General features: G+C 55.2%; 22 protein-coding genes. 1 reads left to right on the top strand and 21 read right to left on the bottom strand.

The features are described 5' to 3' along the window. Positions 1 to 131: 131 nt before the first annotated feature. Positions 132 to 467: a DUF496 family protein gene (locus OGX80_RS18760; protein ID WP_024130204.1), complete on the top strand. Its 336-nt coding sequence runs from the start codon at positions 132 to 134 to the stop codon at positions 465 to 467. Positions 468 to 500: 33 nt separating this feature from the next. On the opposite strand, the gene OGX80_RS18765 is transcribed toward OGX80_RS18760, so the two are convergent. The 21 genes from OGX80_RS18765 to pduA all read right to left on the bottom strand — a co-directional run bounded on the left by OGX80_RS18765 (position 501) and on the right by pduA (position 17275). Next, positions 501 to 1367, bottom strand: a complete 867-nt coding sequence (locus tag OGX80_RS18765; RefSeq protein WP_233644096.1) for a GHMP family kinase ATP-binding protein — start codon at positions 1365 to 1367, stop codon at positions 501 to 503. Between the two features lie 92 nt (positions 1368 to 1459). Then, positions 1460 to 2674, bottom strand: a complete 1215-nt coding sequence (locus tag OGX80_RS18770; RefSeq protein WP_115181441.1) for an acetate/propionate family kinase — start codon at positions 2672 to 2674, stop codon at positions 1460 to 1462. Beyond that, positions 2659 to 3111, bottom strand: coding sequence for a EutP/PduV family microcompartment system protein (gene pduV, locus OGX80_RS18775; RefSeq protein ID WP_012131755.1), 453 nt, complete (start codon positions 3109 to 3111; stop codon positions 2659 to 2661). Before pduV ends, OGX80_RS18770 begins: the two co-directional genes overlap by 16 nt. Before the next feature lie 4 nt (positions 3112 to 3115). Next, positions 3116 to 3466 (bottom strand): propanediol utilization microcompartment protein PduU, encoded by a 351-nt coding sequence (pduU, locus tag OGX80_RS18780; RefSeq protein WP_047462685.1) that lies wholly within the window; start codon positions 3464 to 3466, stop codon positions 3116 to 3118. Then, on the bottom strand, positions 3466 to 4020 hold the full coding sequence (pduT, locus tag OGX80_RS18785) for a propanediol utilization microcompartment protein PduT (RefSeq protein ID WP_012131757.1): 555 nt from the start codon (positions 4018 to 4020) through the stop codon (positions 3466 to 3468). Before pduT ends, pduU begins: the two co-directional genes overlap by 1 nt. Before the next feature lie 2 nt (positions 4021 to 4022). Continuing rightward, positions 4023 to 5378 (bottom strand): 4Fe-4S dicluster domain-containing protein, encoded by a 1356-nt coding sequence (locus OGX80_RS18790; RefSeq protein ID WP_115181442.1) that lies wholly within the window; start codon positions 5376 to 5378, stop codon positions 4023 to 4025. Further along, entirely contained in the window at positions 5375 to 6487 is a 1113-nt protein-coding gene (locus OGX80_RS18795) for a 1-propanol dehydrogenase PduQ (RefSeq protein ID WP_012131759.1), read from the bottom strand. The genes OGX80_RS18790 and OGX80_RS18795 overlap by 4 nt, the downstream gene beginning before the upstream one ends. A gap of 10 nt (positions 6488 to 6497) precedes the next feature. Further along, positions 6498 to 7883 (bottom strand): CoA-acylating propionaldehyde dehydrogenase PduP, encoded by a 1386-nt coding sequence (pduP, locus tag OGX80_RS18800; RefSeq protein ID WP_012131760.1) that lies wholly within the window; start codon positions 7881 to 7883, stop codon positions 6498 to 6500. Continuing rightward, a complete protein-coding gene (gene pduO, locus OGX80_RS18805; RefSeq protein WP_115181443.1) occupies positions 7880 to 8887 on the bottom strand; it encodes a two-domain cob(I)yrinic acid a,c-diamide adenosyltransferase PduO in 1008 nt (335 codons plus the stop codon). The genes pduP and pduO overlap by 4 nt, the downstream gene beginning before the upstream one ends. Before the next feature lie 10 nt (positions 8888 to 8897). Beyond that, entirely contained in the window at positions 8898 to 9173 is a 276-nt protein-coding gene (locus tag OGX80_RS18810; RefSeq protein ID WP_047462697.1) for a EutN/CcmL family microcompartment protein, read from the bottom strand. A 3-nt stretch (positions 9174 to 9176) separates the two neighbouring features. Then, the gene (gene pduM / locus OGX80_RS18815) at positions 9177 to 9668 is read right to left on the bottom strand and encodes a microcompartment protein PduM (RefSeq protein ID WP_115181444.1); all 492 of its coding nucleotides are present in this window, start codon (positions 9666 to 9668) and stop codon (positions 9177 to 9179) included. Continuing rightward, positions 9665 to 10297, bottom strand: coding sequence for a phosphate propanoyltransferase (locus OGX80_RS18820; protein WP_115181445.1), 633 nt, complete (start codon positions 10295 to 10297; stop codon positions 9665 to 9667). Before OGX80_RS18820 ends, pduM begins: the two co-directional genes overlap by 4 nt. Before the next feature lie 11 nt (positions 10298 to 10308). Beyond that, positions 10309 to 10773 carry a BMC domain-containing protein gene (locus tag OGX80_RS18825; RefSeq protein WP_115181446.1) on the bottom strand — a complete coding sequence of 155 codons (465 nt, stop codon included), beginning with the start codon at positions 10771 to 10773 and terminating at the stop codon, positions 10309 to 10311. A 24-nt stretch (positions 10774 to 10797) separates the two neighbouring features. Continuing rightward, positions 10798 to 11073 (bottom strand): propanediol utilization microcompartment protein PduJ, encoded by a 276-nt coding sequence (gene pduJ, locus OGX80_RS18830; protein WP_004853788.1) that lies wholly within the window; start codon positions 11071 to 11073, stop codon positions 10798 to 10800. Positions 11074 to 11092: 19 nt separating this feature from the next. Next, on the bottom strand, positions 11093 to 11443 hold the full coding sequence (locus tag OGX80_RS18835) for a glycerol dehydratase reactivase beta/small subunit family protein (protein WP_112001949.1): 351 nt from the start codon (positions 11441 to 11443) through the stop codon (positions 11093 to 11095). Then, a complete protein-coding gene (locus OGX80_RS18840; protein ID WP_012131767.1) occupies positions 11433 to 13265 on the bottom strand; it encodes a diol dehydratase reactivase subunit alpha in 1833 nt (610 codons plus the stop codon). Before OGX80_RS18840 ends, OGX80_RS18835 begins: the two co-directional genes overlap by 11 nt. A 15-nt stretch (positions 13266 to 13280) precedes the next feature. Beyond that, positions 13281 to 13799: a propanediol dehydratase small subunit PduE gene (gene pduE, locus OGX80_RS18845; RefSeq protein WP_012131768.1), complete on the bottom strand. Its 519-nt coding sequence runs from the start codon at positions 13797 to 13799 to the stop codon at positions 13281 to 13283. A gap of 14 nt (positions 13800 to 13813) precedes the next feature. Next, on the bottom strand, positions 13814 to 14488 hold the full coding sequence (gene pduD, locus OGX80_RS18850) for a propanediol dehydratase medium subunit PduD (protein ID WP_047462718.1): 675 nt from the start codon (positions 14486 to 14488) through the stop codon (positions 13814 to 13816). A 10-nt stretch (positions 14489 to 14498) separates the two neighbouring features. After that, a complete protein-coding gene (pduC, locus tag OGX80_RS18855) occupies positions 14499 to 16163 on the bottom strand; it encodes a propanediol dehydratase large subunit PduC (protein WP_047462720.1) in 1665 nt (554 codons plus the stop codon). Between the two features lie 18 nt (positions 16164 to 16181). Beyond that, positions 16182 to 16994: a propanediol utilization microcompartment protein PduB gene (gene pduB, locus OGX80_RS18860; RefSeq protein ID WP_012131771.1), complete on the bottom strand. Its 813-nt coding sequence runs from the start codon at positions 16992 to 16994 to the stop codon at positions 16182 to 16184. Beyond that, positions 16991 to 17275 carry a propanediol utilization microcompartment protein PduA gene (pduA, locus tag OGX80_RS18865; protein ID WP_001183618.1) on the bottom strand — a complete coding sequence of 95 codons (285 nt, stop codon included), beginning with the start codon at positions 17273 to 17275 and terminating at the stop codon, positions 16991 to 16993. The genes pduB and pduA overlap by 4 nt, the downstream gene beginning before the upstream one ends. Positions 17276 to 17397 lie beyond the last annotated feature (122 nt).

The following is a 17397-nucleotide window of genomic DNA, read 5'->3' on the forward strand; positions in this document are numbered from 1 at the left end:
GCACCGATTAAGGGTATGATACTGAAAAAGGATAAAACCATTGTCATCTGCAACGGCTAAAAGTAATGTTTACCCTAACGTATAGCGGTTGCTTAAACGAATCCGAATCTCACATTATCAGGGGTGTAAAAATGGAAACCAACAAGCCTTCTTTCCAGGACGTACTGGAATTTGTTCGTCTGTTCCGCCGTAAGAACAAACTGCAACGTGAAATCCAGGACGTTGAGAAAAAGATCCGTGACAACCAGAAGCGTGTTCTGCTGCTGGACAACCTGAGCGATTACATCAAGCCAGGTATGAGTGTTGAAGCGATCCAGGGCATCATCGCCAGCATGAAGAGCGACTATGAGGATCGCGTTGATGATTACATCATCAAAAACGCAGAAATTTCTAAAGAACGCCGCGACATTTCTAAAAAGCTGAAAGCGATGGGCGAAATGAAAAACGGCGACGCAAAAGCAGAGTAACAGCCTGTGGCAGTGGGGAACGCCGCGTGTTCCTCACTGCAATTCAACCCCGCCAGTGACCATCTTCAGCAAATGCTGATCGGGCCAGTGTTCCGTCAGTTTTCGTTGTGCGAGTTCCCACTTAATATGGTCAACGTCATGGCGCTGCCTGTCCAGCATCAGTCCGACAACGCTCCCGCTGTGCGCCACATTCAGACCGTATAAATCACATGCTTCCACCAGCGCCAGCAGGGCATCAAAGCCTGGCTTTGGTAACAGTTGTTGGCTGGCGATAGCGCTGAGCGTGGCGGCTTCCCCCATCCGACGAGGGTTTTGCGTTATGCAGGCTTCCTGCACTCTTTCCCATGCCTGCTGCAACATCGCCGCCCCCGCATGCAGACGTTCCAGTCGGGGGATGCGGTGATAATCCGCCGTGCGCAACGTTATTGGACTTTCGAGGACTAAAAGATCAAGCTGTGGCTGCGCTTCACAAGCTATTTGCGTAGAGGCGTCATTGTGATCGAAAAGCGTCAGTTGACGGAAAATGGTGCTGTCGGTGGGTTCAAGCGAAACACACAGATGTGCAAGCGTGGGTTCATCCAGCGTATGCCCCAGATGGTGTGCGGTTGCGACCGCCGTTGCCGCGATATCTGCGGTACTGCTGGCCATCCCTTTGGCGACGGGAATGGTGGAATGCACTGCGATCCGAATCTCCTGGCTCCACTGCGCAGGGTAGCGCCAGTATTCCAGTAGCCGATTGACCATTGCGCGTGAAAGGGGCCGTTCATCCGCAAGGGGAGCGCCCGAGCTTACTTCCACGGTGCTGTACCATTCGACAGGGCAGGAGACCAGTTTCTCACTGCCCAGAATCCAGCCCTGGATAAGTTCTCCGCATGACGCGGGGCATTGCGCAACAGCCACGTTTTCACCTTTCTGGTCAGCAATCCTCGGCGCATAGTGTCACGGCGATTGCGCTATTACCATGATTTTCCGCAAGTTGCAGTCGGGCAAAATCAGGCGGAAACGTCAAATGTGACCTTGTCACTTAACGCAATCCGCATCACATCTTGCGCGATCATAAGCTCTTCATTGGTATTAATGACCGCCACTTTCACCACTGCGTTTTCTGCCTGAATAAACGTAGCGTTGCGCAGGTTTTTTTCCTCATCAATACTCAGCCCCAGGAAATGCAGATTATGGCAGACTGCCGCTCTGGCACGGGCGGAGTTTTCGCCGATTCCACCGGTAAAAATGAGCGCATCCAGACCGCCCATTTGCATGATATAACTGCCGATTGTCGCGCGAATGCGCTCAGCGAATAGCGTAAGCGCAAGCGCCGCCCGGCGATTTCCGCCATCGGCGGCCTGCTCAACGTCGCGGTAATCATGCGAAACGCCGGAAATGCCCAGCAGCCCCGACTCATTGTTTAATAAATAATTAAGCTGCTGGGGCGTTTTCCCTTCACGTTCTGCAATCCAGGGCAGAATGGAGGGATCGATGTCTCCGCTACGGGTTCCCATCATCACGCCTGATTGCGGCGTAAATCCCATTGATGTATTGATGGATTGCCCCCCTTTGATAGCGCAAATGCTGCTGCCATTACCCAGATGGCAGCAAATAACGCGTAAGGCGCTGAGCGGGATGCCCAGTCTTTCAGCTAATGCCGTGCTGACATATTTATGGCTGGTACCGTGAAAACCATAGCGGCGAATACCCAGCTCGGCGTAATAACGCCAGGGCAGAGGGTAAATATAGGCCGACTCGTCCAGCGTCTGATGAAAGGCGGTATCGAATACGGCCACAGAAGGCGTTGAGGGTAACAACTGGCGAAAAATATGAATACCGAGCGCGTTAACCGGGTTATGCAACGGGGCTAGTTCGGCAAGGCGCTCAATTTGAGCGAGCGTTTCATCGGTCACGCGCGCCGAATCCTTAAAGAACTCTCCGCCGTGCGCCACGCGGTGACCCACGCCGTCAATATCCTGTAAGGTATTAATGATGTGGTGACTGAGGAGCTTATCCAGCAGCAGGGTAACGGCTTCGCGGTGATCGGCGATGGGGGCCGTTTCCTGCCATTTTTGCGCGGATGTTTTCATTGTGACTCTGGCGTTCGCCATTCCGATACGTTCGATTAATCCCTGGCAGATCATTTCGCCCTGCGGCATTGCCAGCAACTGGAATTTTAGCGACGAGCTACCGGCGTTAATCGCCATTATTTTGTGAGACATAAGGGTTCCTTAGCACTCAGAAAAACAAACATTTCATCAATCCCGGATTTCATCAGCGCGCTGGTGACAAAAATTTTCTGCGCACCGGCTTGAATCAGCCAGTTCTCCACGCATGAGATACGTGACGAATCCGCCAAATCAGATTTGGTGACGATCCCGATAACGGGTCTGTTCATTGGGCCGGTAAAACCGGGGGAGAAGGGCGACCACGGCGCATCGGCATTAAGAACCAGCGCGATAATGTCGGCTTCACAGGCGCTTGCCAGCAGCGCGCTATACAGACAGCGGTTCTCCAGATATTCGCCTGGCGTATCGATCGTGCCGGGCGACCAGACAATAGCCTGTGTTTTCTGGTAATGAAGCGCTTCGCCGTTCAGACTCTGTGTAAGAGAGGTTTTCCCGCACTGGCTGGGGCCGATTAACATAATGCGTTTCATGGCGTTATGTCCGGGTAATTGGGCAGGCGGTAAAACGCATCATTTCTCCCAATGTTCTGGTCACCTGATTTAACGCATACTCGACGGCTGAGACATCGCCGGTCAGCACGACGGCCCCGGTGAAACGGTCAAGAAAACCAATCTCGACCGCGCCAGATTTGGTGGCGATATCGCAGGCAATAATCGAGGCTTCGCTGGGCGTAATGGTCAGGATCCCAATAGCGGACACCGCATCCGGCAGACCCAGTTTTTTAAAGAGATCTTTACCAGGGTTAGCAATCAGATGCGCCAGCGTTACCTGTTTCCCGGGAACATACTCCTGAATCATGCGTTCCGTTGTCGGTTGCTTTTCCATTATCCCTCCACGATCTGTCGCCACATGGCTTCATGCGGACGGGGGATCACGGCGCGGTAAACCAGCAGTCCTTTTTCGCCTGCGCTTTCACTGGCTACCGTAACGGCGTTGTTGACATCGGAGACATCGCCTGCCACCACCATGTAACATTTTCCGCCAATACCGAACGCCATATGGACACGCACCAGCGTCACGTTGGAGGCTTTAACGGCGCGATCGGCGGCACTGATACAGGCCGCTACGCTCCAGGTTTCCACGATCCCTACGGCCTGACGTTGATCAACGCTGTTCAATCCGCTGACCGCAGGCAGTACGCTGGCATGAATATTCGGCAGCACCAGACTATCCACGAGCATGTCTGCGGCCAGCGATGTACCCGTTTCGATGGCCTGCTGTACCGCACCGACATCGCCGCCCAGCATCAGTAAAAATTTACCCGGACAGATTGTTTTACTGACCAGTAAATTGACGCTGGCGCTTTTCAGCATGGCATCGCCTGCTTCCATTCCTTTAGCGATGCTGGTGAGTTCTAAAATACCTATAGCCTGAGACATGGTTAACCTCTTACAACCGTGATGGCGTGTTCAGTAATGTCGCTGACAATGCCGTCAATACTGGCGTGAACGGGAGCGCCTAACGCGCCAGATGGCATATCGGCGACACACTGTCCACGGACAACGCGTTCACCTTTTTGCACGCAGGGAACGGCGCTGGCGCCAATATGCTGACGCAAGAGCAGCGTCATTTTGTCTGTTGAAGGGGCGACGTCCGTTAACGGCGCGTCGTGATACCAGTCGCTGAGCCCCAGTTTGGTAATCAATCGCTTAACCGGCACCAGCCGATATTTCGCCATTTCATCGGCGGGATTCAGCGGGCCTTCGTAACGAAGGTTTTGCGCCCGTAGCTCACGTTTCAGCATGCGGTTAATGCGCATGGGGGAGATCCCCACCGGGCATGCCACGCTTTCGCAAACGTTGCATTCTGAACACGTCAGCGCGCTAAGCAGGAGTTGCGGTGTCGCGGCCTGTTGATAGTTCACCGCGCGTACCAGCAAATGGGGAGATAATTCATGGCCGATCAAATGCCTGGGGCATAAATCAGTACATAACCGGCATTGCTCGCAAACGGTTCTTGCGACAGACAAAACGGTGCGTTCATCCTGCATTCGCCGCTGAATCAAGGGATGGGTTTTCGGTAACACCAACAGGCCGCCGGTGGTCTTTGTCACCGGTGAATCCAGCGATGTCACCAGGCTTCCCATCATGGGGCCGCCGTTAATCAATCCAGGGTCATCAACGGTGGCGCCGCCTGCAAGCGCTAAGACGTCGCGTAAAGACATACCGACAGGGACGGTGACGGTCAGCGGCCTCGCAACCGCGCCGTTAACGGTAAGAGTGCGGCGCGTTACGGGATACTGTTGTTCTACCGCACGGGCGATATTCAGTACGGTCTGAACATTATTGACCACCACGCCGACGCTCACCGGTAACGCCGCAGGCGGAACGCGTCGGCCTGTCGCCATCCAGATGGTCAGCACTTCGTCCCCGGCCGGGTAGACATCCGGTAAAATATGCAGCCTGATACTGGAAGGTAGCAGGGGGGTTAATGCCTCAATCGCATCGCGGTATTTTTCTTTTAACGCAATAATCCCCTCGCGTGCGCCGGTTGCCTTCATGGCGTACTGCACGCCGCGAATCAGGCGCGCGGGCTGCTGCGCCATTAATTGCTGATCAACCTTGAGCATCGGTTCACATTCAGCAGCATTAACCAAAAAGATCTCAACCTGCGCCTGTAGTTTGATATGGGCGGGGAAACCCGCACCCCCGGCGCCAACCACGCCCGCAGCACGTACTCGATCGCGTATGGTTTGCGCATCATAGCTATCCTGTTCAATGGCGCTGACGGTATTCATGACAACGCCTCAAGAAGTTCCCGGATCGCGCTGGCATCGGCGGTACGCGGGTTGGTTCTTAACGTCACATCAGCCAGCGCCGCCTGAACCATGACCGGGATTCGTTGTGAATACGCCTGTCGTCCCTCTTTAAGCGCCTGGGCGAATGAAGGAATTGCACACTGCGTTTTGAGCTGCTCAATCTGATGAATCAGCGCATTGAGGCATGACGTCTCGTTTGCGCTGGCGGGGCAGAGTTGACAGGCTTTCGCGAGTCTTGCGTATCGTTTTGCCGCCCGAGGATCGTGGGCGTTAAAGCGGATGACCGATGTCAGTAGCAGTGCATTGGCAAGCCCGTGCGGCAGATGAAACTGGCCGCCTAACTGATGGGCAATAGCATGGTTCAGCCCCAGTCCTGCTTGGCTAAACGCCATTCCCGCCAGCGTTGAGGCGTTGTGCATCTTCCCACGGGTAGCCAGACAATCCCCTTTCCTGACCGCAACGGGCAGATACTGAAAGACGATTTGCGCGGCTTTTTCCGCCAGCGCGTCAGTGAAGTCGCTGGCGTGCGGAGACACATATGCTTCAAGCGCGTGCGTCAGGACGTCCATCCCCGTGTTGGCGGTAATATTTGCCGGAACGGTGACAACCAGCGTCGGGTCGAGAATAGCCATATCTGGATACAACGCTTTATTAAATAACGGATATTTAATGCCCTTTTCTGGATCGCTAATGACGCATGCGCTGGTGACTTCGGAACCGGTGCCGCTGGTGGTGGGAATTGCAACACAGGTTTCAATTTCGATGCCGAACTGACGGCTGAACCAGACGATGGCTTTTGCCGCGTCGAGCGCCGATCCCCCGCCAAAGCCGATGACCACATCCGGTCGCAGGGCATGCATTTGCGCAATACCTTGCACTACCGTACCGATGGTAGGGTCCGGGGTGATGTCGCTGAATATGCTGATGCGATTATCCGTTGGAAGGGCGTCGCGCAGCGTATTGATCAGCGGTGATTGCGCCAGAAATCCATCACAGATAATCCAGATATGCCTGTTTGTAAAACGCGTCAGCACATCCAGACTTCCTCTGCCACTGTACAATCGGGTTGGTAGTGAAAACGTATTCATAACGACCTCATTAGCGAATTGAAAAGCCGTTGGTCAGTACGCAGCGACGGGAACGGGCAAATGTGCGTGCCGAGGTTGTCCCTTCGCCGGTCGGGGTGGCGATGGTAAAGGTGGTAAACCCTTCGCCGCCAACGCCGATACCGGCATAGGAAGGGCCGTTTTTCACAAAAATAGAGGTCTGTAAGGTGCGCGCCGCCAGATTCAGGCGAGAGACATTCTGCGAGTGCATAATGGCGGTATGGTGCAGACCTTCTTCAACTTTCAGCGCCAGTGCCAGCGCGCTGTCGAAATTATCGACCTTCACGACGGGTAGCATTGGCATCAACTGTTCGCTGGTTACCCACGGATCGTCGGCACTGACGATACCGATAAGCAAACGCGGCGGTTTTGCGGGAACGGCAATACCGGCGGCTTCCAGCATGGCGGCAGGGCTTTTCCCGACCAGTTTTTTATTCGCGTGACCTTCCGGGAGGCAGACGGCGCGTAATTTATCGATATCCGCAGCGTTTAACAGCAATGCGCCGAAAGCCTGCATTTGCTGGACCAGGCGCTCAGCGACGCTCTCTACGACAATCAGACTTTTTTCTGCGATACAGGGCAGGTTGTAATCGAACGCTGCGCCGTTGATGATATCTTCGGCCGCTTTGACGATATCGGCGGTCTCATCAACGATGCAGGGCGGATTGCCTGCCCCGGCGCCAATGACCTTTTTACCGCTTTTCATTCCCATCGCAACAATGCCGGGGCCGCCAGTAATAGCCAGCACCGCAATATTGGGATGCGCCATCATTTGCTGAGTTGCCTCAAAGGTCGGTTCTGCGACAGTGACGACCAGATTACGGATGCCGCAGCAGCGGAAGGCGATATCTTCGATCATGCCGATCAATTTGAGTGAGACGTTTTTCGCGCCAGGATGCGGGCTGAAATAAACGCTGTTGCCCGCAGCCAGCATACTGATGCTGTTGTTAATAATGGTTTCGGTAGGGTTGGTGCTGGGCGCGACGGAACCAATGACGCCGAACGGTGAATATTCAAACAGCACCATGCCGCCATCGCCGGTGAGGGCCGTGGTTGTCAAATCCTCAATGCCTGGCGTGTTATCCAGCGCGGCTTTGTTTTTAAGGAATTTATCTTCTTTGTTTCCCATCCCCGTTTCCGCTGCGCTCTCCGCCGCCAGCGTGGCAAGATGCGGCGTAAGCTCCTGGCGCAGGGCGCTGATAATGGCGCTGCGCGTTTTGAGCGGACACTGCTGATAACGTAAGAAAGCCTGATGCGCCGCGTCTATCGCTTCGCCGACGGACTGAAAAATACCGTGTCCTTGCGTTTCGGCCTGCGCAGGCGCCAACTGTTCGCTTAAAATATTACGGATGAGGGTTTCCAGTTCAGAAGTATTCATTGATGTGTTCTCACGTTAATTGCCGCAATGGCGGCTTGTGCAATATCCATGTCCTGTTCAACGCTCCCGCCGCTGATGCCAAGACCCCCAATGAGCAGACCATCACGCCATAACGCGAATCCGCCGCCAAAAGTGACGACTTTCCCCTGCATATGGCTTTCCAGACCGTAGAGCGAAGCGCCCGGCTGAACGGCGCAGGCCAGTTCGTGGGTGGCTGTTTTCATGGCGACGGCGGTCCAGGCTTTTTTCGGCGCCAGTTCACTGCTCACCAGCAGAGCGTCCGGCATACGCCAGGTCACGGTTTCGGTGCCGTTGGCATCCACAATGCTGACGACCACAGGAACCTGAAGCGCCTCCGCCCGCGCCACCGCTGAACGAGTTAACTGATGAAGCTCGTGAAAAGAGAGGGCCATAGAGGACTCCTTGACGACAGAGGCCGGGGTTGAGGCCAGGTAGCGCTCAGTGACCTCCCGAATGATGTTGTTCTGATGAGCGTCATGATCTTCGGCGCGCGCCAGCGCATACAAGCAATCAGATAAGCGGTTGATGTAGCGCATCAGGACGTGCCTGACGCTGGCGGTTGCCGACAGCTCGACCAGACGTCTTTCAGCCCGGCGGGCAAGCGTGCGGGCAAAGTGCAGGCGACTCGCGGCTTCGCAACGGCCAGGTAAAATAAAACTGTGTAAAGGCGTAACGCGTCCCATCGCGGTATCAATAGCCGCTTCAAGCGCGGCAATATCTTCCGCGCTGATATAGCGCTGCTCCGGCGACGGCTGCTCGCTTTCGCTGGCGAGTTCGGCGCTAAACCAGAATATCTGCATCTGAATAGATTCGAGCAACGTACGGTGTTGCACGCAGGTTGTGGCGCAAACGCATAAACTCAGCGCTGCATTGAGTTCATCCAGCGTGCCGTAGGTTTCGACGCGTGGATGCGTTTTACTGACCCGTTGGCCGGTAAATAAGGCCGTAGTGCCGGAATCTCCTGTTCGGGTATAAATCGCCATCATCCGCTCCTTAATGAGAAAGCGTGTCTACGATGCCGACAATGGCCAGATCGATGGCCTCGTTCGGGCTGGAAAAAACATGTCTGGCGCTGGAGCCGCTGCTGAGTAAAACCAGTTCACCCACGCCAGCGCCGACGGAATCGACGGCAACCTCATCTCCGGTAATGGGCGGGTCGGGAAGCTCTCCATCGGCACTTACCCGACGTACCAGCAAAAGTTTTTTCCCAACCAGAGAGGGCGATTTTTGCGTGGATACCACCGCGCCTGTGACTCGTGCCAGATGCATGGTTCACTCCTGCTTAATAAGTTGAATATTACGCGCGCTGGCGGCTTCACGGGCCAGAGCGGTGACGACACAGCGACGACGCAGCACCAGTAATTGCCCCGCGAGTAGGGCGACGTCGGCGTAACTCAAAAGAGTGGTCGGATGCAGGCAGATTGTTTGCCCTCGTTCATCGACCAGCCTGATGGGCAGACGCGCCAGCTTTTTCACCGGCAGCGACGGCAACAGGTGATGGTGCAGGGATATCTGTAGACGAATACCTGATGCCAGTGCGTCATGGATTTTCTTCGCTACAGGGTCGTCAGCATCCTGTTCTGCGATATACGTCAGCGAAGGCAGGTCCGCCTGCACAATATGCAGCGCCGCATACTGACAAAACAGCGCGCGGGAATCGGCCTCCCGCAGTTGCGAAATACTGAGCGTGGCTGTGCTTTCCGCCCTATGCTGCAAGCGGGAGATGACCTCCTCAATAATGCGCTGCAACATCTCGCCGTTCATCGCGGTGTAACCAGAGTGGCAAACGTGTCCGGGCTGTCGGCGCCTGCGGCATTGGCTTCGTCTGTGTCGATGTGCATTTCAAGACGCATATTCGCAGAGACGCGAATCGCGACGTTGTCGAAAATCAGCCTGCGCGCATTGCCTTCAATAGCGACAGAAACTTTGTCGCCATGCGCAACGCGAAATATCAACGCATCAAGCGGCGACATATGAATGTGGCGTTGGGCGACAATCACGCCGGATGCGAGATCCAGCTCGGCGAAGGGGCTGACAAGACGAATGCCTGGCGTTCCTTTAAGGTCTCCCGACATGCGCAGCGGCGCAGCGATGCCCAATGTTCTGGCATCGGTGCGGGAAATCTCAACCTGGCTGGTACGGCGAAGGGGGCCGAGCAGGCGCACATTCTTTAGCTGACCTTTAGGGCCAATAAGCGTGACGGTCTGGTCGGCCGCATATTGCCCAGGCTGGAGCAGCGCTTTTTTCTCGCTGATTGGCTGACCAGGGAAAAGCCGGGCATAGTCTTCAGCGCTAAGATGGATATGACGGTTGGAAACACCCAGAGGAATAGGGCGCTCACGCATTTCATCCAGCACTTTGCTGACGGTTGTTTCCAGAAGTTGTTTATCCATTACGCTTTACCTCACTTACCTGAATGCAGGCAGAGTGACCGGGGCTCGCCTTTTTGCCGCTTACAGGCAGGGTCAAGACAGAGATTGCAACTGACCATTCCGGTTTCGGGTTCTGCTTCCGGTACTGACTCTTCTACAACCACGACGTCAGGTTCAGATTCAGGTTCTGTTTCAGGTTCCGGGGCTGGCATGGGCGCGGGCGGAATAACCGTCGCGCGGGAAAGAATCCCCTCCCCAGGCCTGGCGATAACTTTATGGGCGATCAGCCCCTGCTGTTGATCGGCAAAACTGGCACCGGTGATGATGGCGGACTGCACGGAGGCCACATCACCGGTGATTTTGATCACCGTCCAGCCAGAACCGTTGGTTCTCTCAAGCCCCACCAGCGTGATGGAAGCGGCTTTCGCCATGACATCCGCGCAACTGATGGCTAATGCCAGACCACTAACTTCAAGTAATCCCAGTGATTGCTTCACGCTGTGCTCCTTGGTTACGGCCGTTTAGGCTGACTTGGGTAAAATGGCCTCAACGTCGCTGTGCGGACGTGGAATAACGTGGCAAGATTTCACCTCGCCCACGGCGCTTGCTGCGGCGCTTCCCGCATCGACTGCCGCTTTAACCGCGCCAACATCACCGCGAACCATAACGGTGACCAGGCCGGAGCCGATTTTTTCATAGCCCACCAGTTGCACGTTGGCGGACTTCACCATGGCGTCAGCGGCTTCGATAGCGCCGACTAACCCTTTTGTTTCAACCAGTCCCAGTGCGTTGTTCATACTGCGATTCTCCTGTTGCTTAGGTATTCAGATCCCGAAAGGGGATCCCTTTGACTAACCTTGCCGCGTTGTTACCAGCACTTCGCCGGGCATGGCTGTCCTGGTGATACATCAGCGTAAAAAGCGGCGCTGATGCGGGTAAATTCTTGTAATGCACAACCAGCTTTTCTTTGTCGCAGGCTATGCCGACGAGTAGCGGAGACCGACGCGCCGCCTGCCAGGCGCAATGGGTCACGTCACCGTCAGTCTGCGTCTGGATAACAAAGGGGATACCTTCTTCTTCAATACCGAGAAGCACCTCTTTCCAGACCGCGATACCGTCATCGATGGTCGAAATAACGATAGCCGGGGTACTGGCGTTACTGTCCATGCGCGAACTCCTTATGCCAGGAGAGAATCAGCCCGGTCGCGACCGCATTTCTCGGGCCTTCTGTGCCGCGAATGTTTCCGCGACCGGCCACCAGGCGATAGTGCGCCAGCGCATCGGTGACGAGTTGCGGGATCTCGAAATCCAGAGACGATCCGCCAACCAGCACAACAAAAGGAATGTCACGAATGTTGCCGGTCGGGCTGACCTGGCGCAGCGCGCGCAGGGCGTTAGTGACAAAAACCCGTTCTTTGGCGCTGCGGCGAATAGCGCGTACTTTTTCCAGCGCTAAATCGCCGGGTAATGGAACCAGTTCATCAGGCTTCACCACACATACGCGGGCAAATACGGCTGGCGGCAGCGGGGTGGGGAAAAACTGGACGCTGCCATCTTCGTGACGCAGATGAAAAAGGCTTTCCACCTTCGCGAGCGGATACTTTTTAATCTCTTCTGCCAGATAGCGGTCATCCAGACCCAGTTCACGGGCAATAATCATCGTGACCATATCGCCAGCTCCTGCGAGGTGGGTGGCAATGATCTCCCCTTTGGGATTGATGATGGAGGCATCTGTCGAACCTGCGCCCAAATCGAGAATCGCCAGCGGACGCGTGGTGCCGGGAGTCGTCAACGCGCCTAAAATCGCCGCTTCAGCCTCAGCACCGCCAACCTGAACGTCAACACTCAGCTTTTGTTTGATTTCGCGGGCGATCATCGCCATTTGCAGACGGTCGGATTTCACCATTGAGGCGATGCCCACGGCCTGCTCCAGAGAAAATTCGCCTGCCAGCCCGCCGGTAACGCTCACCGGAACGGAAGTATCGACAGCCAGCAAATCCTGAATGAAGATCTCGTTGCTGGGCTTATTGGTCAGTTCCGCCATGGTCTGGCGTACATGTTCCAGCATGCCGCCAATATTGGTGCCGGCTTCGCCGGTCACGTTGTCCAGCTTGCGGCATTCGCCCACCGCTTTCATGATGGCTTCAGCACCGGCGGCAACATCCACACGGAGCGTGCGTCCCTGAGAAAGCAGTTCCAGATTCCCGGCGGGAATGGCGCGTGCTTTGACATCCCCTGATGGCGTTTTCACGACGACGGCGGAGCGATTGCCAATCAGCGCGCGCGCCATAGGGACGATATTTTTAGTTTCTTCGGCATTAAGGCCGAAAACCGTGGCAATACCGTAAGGGTTAGAGAGCGTTTCAATCACTTTCCCTGGTACGGCAACCTCAATAGCGGCCAGCATGCCCAGCGGAATCCGGTCGATATAGAGCACTTCATCGACGATCGGTAAAGGCTGTTCCAGGCGGTTGCTGACCAGGACGCCGTCGTCTTGCTGCAAAATGACGCCGGTGAGTTGATATCCGGCGCGTACGGAGGCGTTAATCATGGTGGCGACATCGGCGAAATCGAACGCCGATGACACGACCAGGATATAAGGCGTATCCGCCGGGCGGGTTAATAACTCTTGCGGCGTAATGGTCACTCCCACACCCAGACCGACCCCGCCTGGGGTTTTAGGGTTATGGCCGATCATTGTGGACTCGGTAATGATGGTTTCCGTGATGGTTTCCATCGCGACATCGCCAATGACCGGTGTGGCTTCGTTGATGCGGATAAGCGAAATATCGCTGACATTGATGCCTGCGTTTTTTGCCGCAAGCGTAAGCGCCTCCTGAATACCAAACACATTTCGTAATGTGCCTTTAATTCCGGTGGTTTCCGCCAGCGCGCTGCCGGTAATGGTCAGCGCGCCGGCCTCATCCAGCCGCGCCAGCGCGACTTCTGTTGATGAGTTGCCAATATCAATGCCAGCTATGTATCGCATCGTATTTCCCTAAAATTAATCGTCACCTTTGAGTTTTTTACGCTCGACGTATAACGTTGCCGCTTCACGCACGAAAGCTGCGCAAATCTTCGCCTGATAGCGATTTTCCAGATCGTCTGCGATAGCCATCAGCTCTTCTTTCGTCGAGCGGTATGGACGCAGAGCGTTGTAGATCTCAAGGATTCGATCGTCCGGTACGGCAGTCAGTTCCGCTGCGCGCTCAAAGTTCATCGCCAGGCGGTCACGTCCGGCATCTCTGGCGATAGCCGCCTGAATGCGCAGCGTATCCGGCGTGATGCGCATATCCTGTGCAGTCACTTTGTCGCTGAGGACGTTTTCCAGCGTGAATTCATCCAGCGTTTTATTGGTGGCGGTTTTTACCCATTCTGGATGTTTATTCGCCAGCGGATAATCCGTCACTTTTGCGGTATGCGTTGATGCGCTTGCTGCGGCCGGAGCAGGTGCGTTGCCCTGCAAGCTGTTCATGCGGCTCAACACGTCCCGAACCATCGATTCAATTGCGTCGGTATTCATGGAGGTATCCTTTGTTAAAGCGCCACGCGCAGTTCCTGCGGGTTTTTGCCCGTCACGACATACTTCGTCTCTTTAATGTGCAGAATGGCGGATTTCGCCTGGTACTTCGGGCGCGCCATTTGGTCATTTAAGGTCGGAACCGGTTGTGGTGACTCACGCTTCGCATAGCGCGCGGCGTTCTTGCCAATCTGACGATACGTTTCCAGCGTCAGCAGCGGCGCCTGAGGGAATAACTCCAGATTGGAGAGCGGCGGCAGCCCTTGCTGATGGATAACGGTAGTGCCTTTTGACTGAATACCGATTGAAATGCCGGAGCCACTGAGGCGGTTGCCTTCAACGGCGACGAACGCCACATCAGAGGATTTAAAGCAGCGGATCACGCGGGCTTTAATGCCTTCTTCTTCAATACCGGCGATCACTTCACGCAGGATATTTTTGTGCGGCAAGCCGACGATATTCACGGTCTGCGACAGGCCAAATGCCGGGCCCACGGCAATGATCACTTCATCCTGCTGCGTACCTTGTCTGGCCTCGCCAATTTCCGTCAGAAAACCGTCGCCTTGCGGCGCTGTGGTTTGCGGCGAAGTTGATGCTGTCGGTGCGCGAAAGGAGACGGGCTTATCGCTGGTTTGCATTTCGGACAGCACGTCTTCGATTATCTGGCGCAGCAGCTTTTCATTAATTTCCATTTTTCACCCCTTAGCCAAGTTCGTTGGGATCGAGTGCGCCAGGGATGTTTTTAATCTCTTCCCAGCGTTCGCCTTGCAGGCGATAACCTGTTGCCGGACCGGCATAATCGTTGACGTCATTCACCGCAGAGAGCACCTGCCCGTCGCCGACGATAATGGCGGAAGTATGCAGATAGTCTCCGGTTAACTTGGCTTTCTGGATGTTGAGCATGTCTTGCGCGACGTCGGTGAAACCGCCTTTTGCAAGGGCTTTCACCACTTCCAGACCGTTACGGTTTTTGTTGATGATCTCTTGCGCGAACTTGATGTCTTCGACGATGTTACGTTCAGGCATATCTTTCGAGCCGTGAGCGTAGGTTGCGGCTTCAACCTCTTCATCGGTAATCGGCGGCAGCCCCATTCCGGCAAACACGGCTTGCAGCGCGCGCGCGGCTTTATTACGGATGGCGATAACGTCTTCTTCGCGAACCGGACGCAGACCACCGTCCACTTTCAGGTCACGCTGGATAACGTTGTAGTCGTCGAAGTCCTCCGCATCTTCGTTTGAACCGGCAAACATGTTGTCGTAGTTCGGTACGGCGGAATAACCCGAGGAGATGAAGTCAGTACCCGGCAGGAACTGCATCAGCAGACGCGCAGTACGACGCATATCGGAGTGGGTGAAGGTCTGGTCGTTACTGGAGGCGCATTCCAGATCCAGCGCGGAGCAGATCAGGTTTTCCGCCAGTACGGCGCGAATGCCTGACGGTACGGCGGAAGGAACGCCGATGCAGCTGACAGAACCGTTCTGTAGACCCTGAACGCCTGCGGCTTTGGTGATATAGATACAGCGGGCTTCCAGATAGAGCATTGATTTGCCTTCAGCATAGCCCATCTGTACTTCGGAACCCGACCCCGAGGTAAAGCGCATTTTCAGGCCGCGAGAGGCATAGGAAGAGGCGAGGAAGCCTTTTGACCAGGGGGTATCGTCGCCATCAGTAAAGACCGGTTCAGTACCATAGACGGAAATGGTTTCGGCGTAGCAGGTGTGGCCCAGCATACCGAGCTTCAGTTCGGTGGCTTCTTCCAGTGAACACTGCGTTAATACGCCTGGGCGACCGACCTGGGAACCCACCAGCAGAGCGATAGCATTGAACGGGGCGTAGCGCGCAACCGCAACCGTTGTCTCTTGCTCATCAAACCCACGCCACGCGCCTTCTGCGGCATCGGCGGCAATCTGAACCGGGTTGTCTTTCACGTTGGTGACATGCGCCTGCTGAGAAGGCGTACGGCGGGCGCGCATTTTTTGCATCGCCATCATCATCTCTACCACGTTCATGTGTGAGACGACTTCAACGATTTTTGCTGGCGTCATCGCCGTGGTGAGCGGAACGATGTCGCTGCGTTTGACGTTTGGATCGCACAGCATATTGGCGAGTTTGACCGAGTCCATCGCCATCACTTCCTCCGCGCGCGCCAGGTTAATACCGTAACGGGCGATAAAGTGGTCGATCAGGTCAAATTCGCTGGCGGCTTTGCCGTCCAGCTCGGTGACCGCGCCGTTAACGATTTTAATCGACGGTTTGGGGTCGTTCGGGCTTTCCATCGCAATGAAGCCTTCTTCGATCCACTCCTTAACGAAGCCGTCCTGATTCACAGGGCGTTTCGCCAGTGCTTCAAATCTTTTCGATCTCATGAATCAGCCTCACGGATATCAGATGTAGGACGGACGATCGTTTTTCGGCGTCGCGCCGAGGGTCGACAGAACGGTTTTGCCGATTTCACGGGCTGAAATAACCGCCTGACGCACCGCGCCGGAATCCCCGGAAATCACCAGAATGGCTTCGTTACTGAAGCTGGTGCCGTGTGCCGGAGAGCTGTAAGCCACGACCTCAACATTGGCGGATTTCAGCGCGGTATCCGCCATCAGCACGCCAACGGAGGCAGGGGCGCCGACAATCACGCCGCAGGCGCGGCCAATTGGCGCGCCAAAGGCTTTTTCAAGCGCATAGCTGGCGCGGGCGGTGTATTGCAGCTCGATATGCCCGGCTTCATTGGCGTATACGTCGCCGAACGTCCGGTCGAGTTCTTTCAGCGCAACTTCAATGCCGCGCTTCACGTCCGAAACATCATTGCCGCCTAAAATAATCAGCGAACCGTGGCCTGCGCCACCTTTGGTATCGCGGGGAAGCTCAATGCTGACCACTTCGGTATTGGTCGCTTTTACTGCTTCATCGGCGGCCATAATGTGCGGGCCTGCGCCAGTTCGCGCGCCAAGGATTCCGATGGAGCGGTAGCGCTTTTCCAGCTTCATCGCTTCCAGTAAGGCACTGTCCACATTTGCGATCACCAGACCGACGGTGTCGCCAATCGCGGTGCCGACAAATTCCGTTAAACTGCAACTTTTCTCTGCCATAGCCGTCTCTCGTATTGGGTGGGTTTCTTCAGGAATGGCCGTTTGTTCTGGCGTTGCCACACGGGCAATTACCTGCGCCATGATCTGTTCCACCAGTTCATTGCTGCTCATTGGCTAATTCCCTTCGGTAAGATTTTTTCTACATCGGTATGAGGGCGTGGAATAACGTGTACGGCTTTCACTTCTCCCACGTTGCGTGCGGCAGCGGCGCCCGCATCGGTTGCCGCTTTTACTGCGCCAACGTCACCGCGAACGATGACCGTTACCAGCCCGGAGCCAATTTTTTCGTAGCCGACTAACATCACATTGGCTGACTTCACCATTGCGTCTGCGGCCTCTATGGCTGCGGTTAAGCCTTTGGTTTCTACCATTCCTAATGCTTCTTGTTGCATAAAGACCTCGCCTGGGTTGTCCCGATGTTGATGACTATAAAAAGAAGCGAGGAAAAAGAATGGCTGACTTTAAAAAGAGAATGAAAAAATAATGGGTGGTCAATAGCACTAAATTGCTGTGA

The organism is Citrobacter sp. CK194 (assembly GCF_030333395.1).
Lineage (GTDB): Bacteria > Pseudomonadota > Gammaproteobacteria > Enterobacterales > Enterobacteriaceae > Citrobacter_B > Citrobacter_B koseri.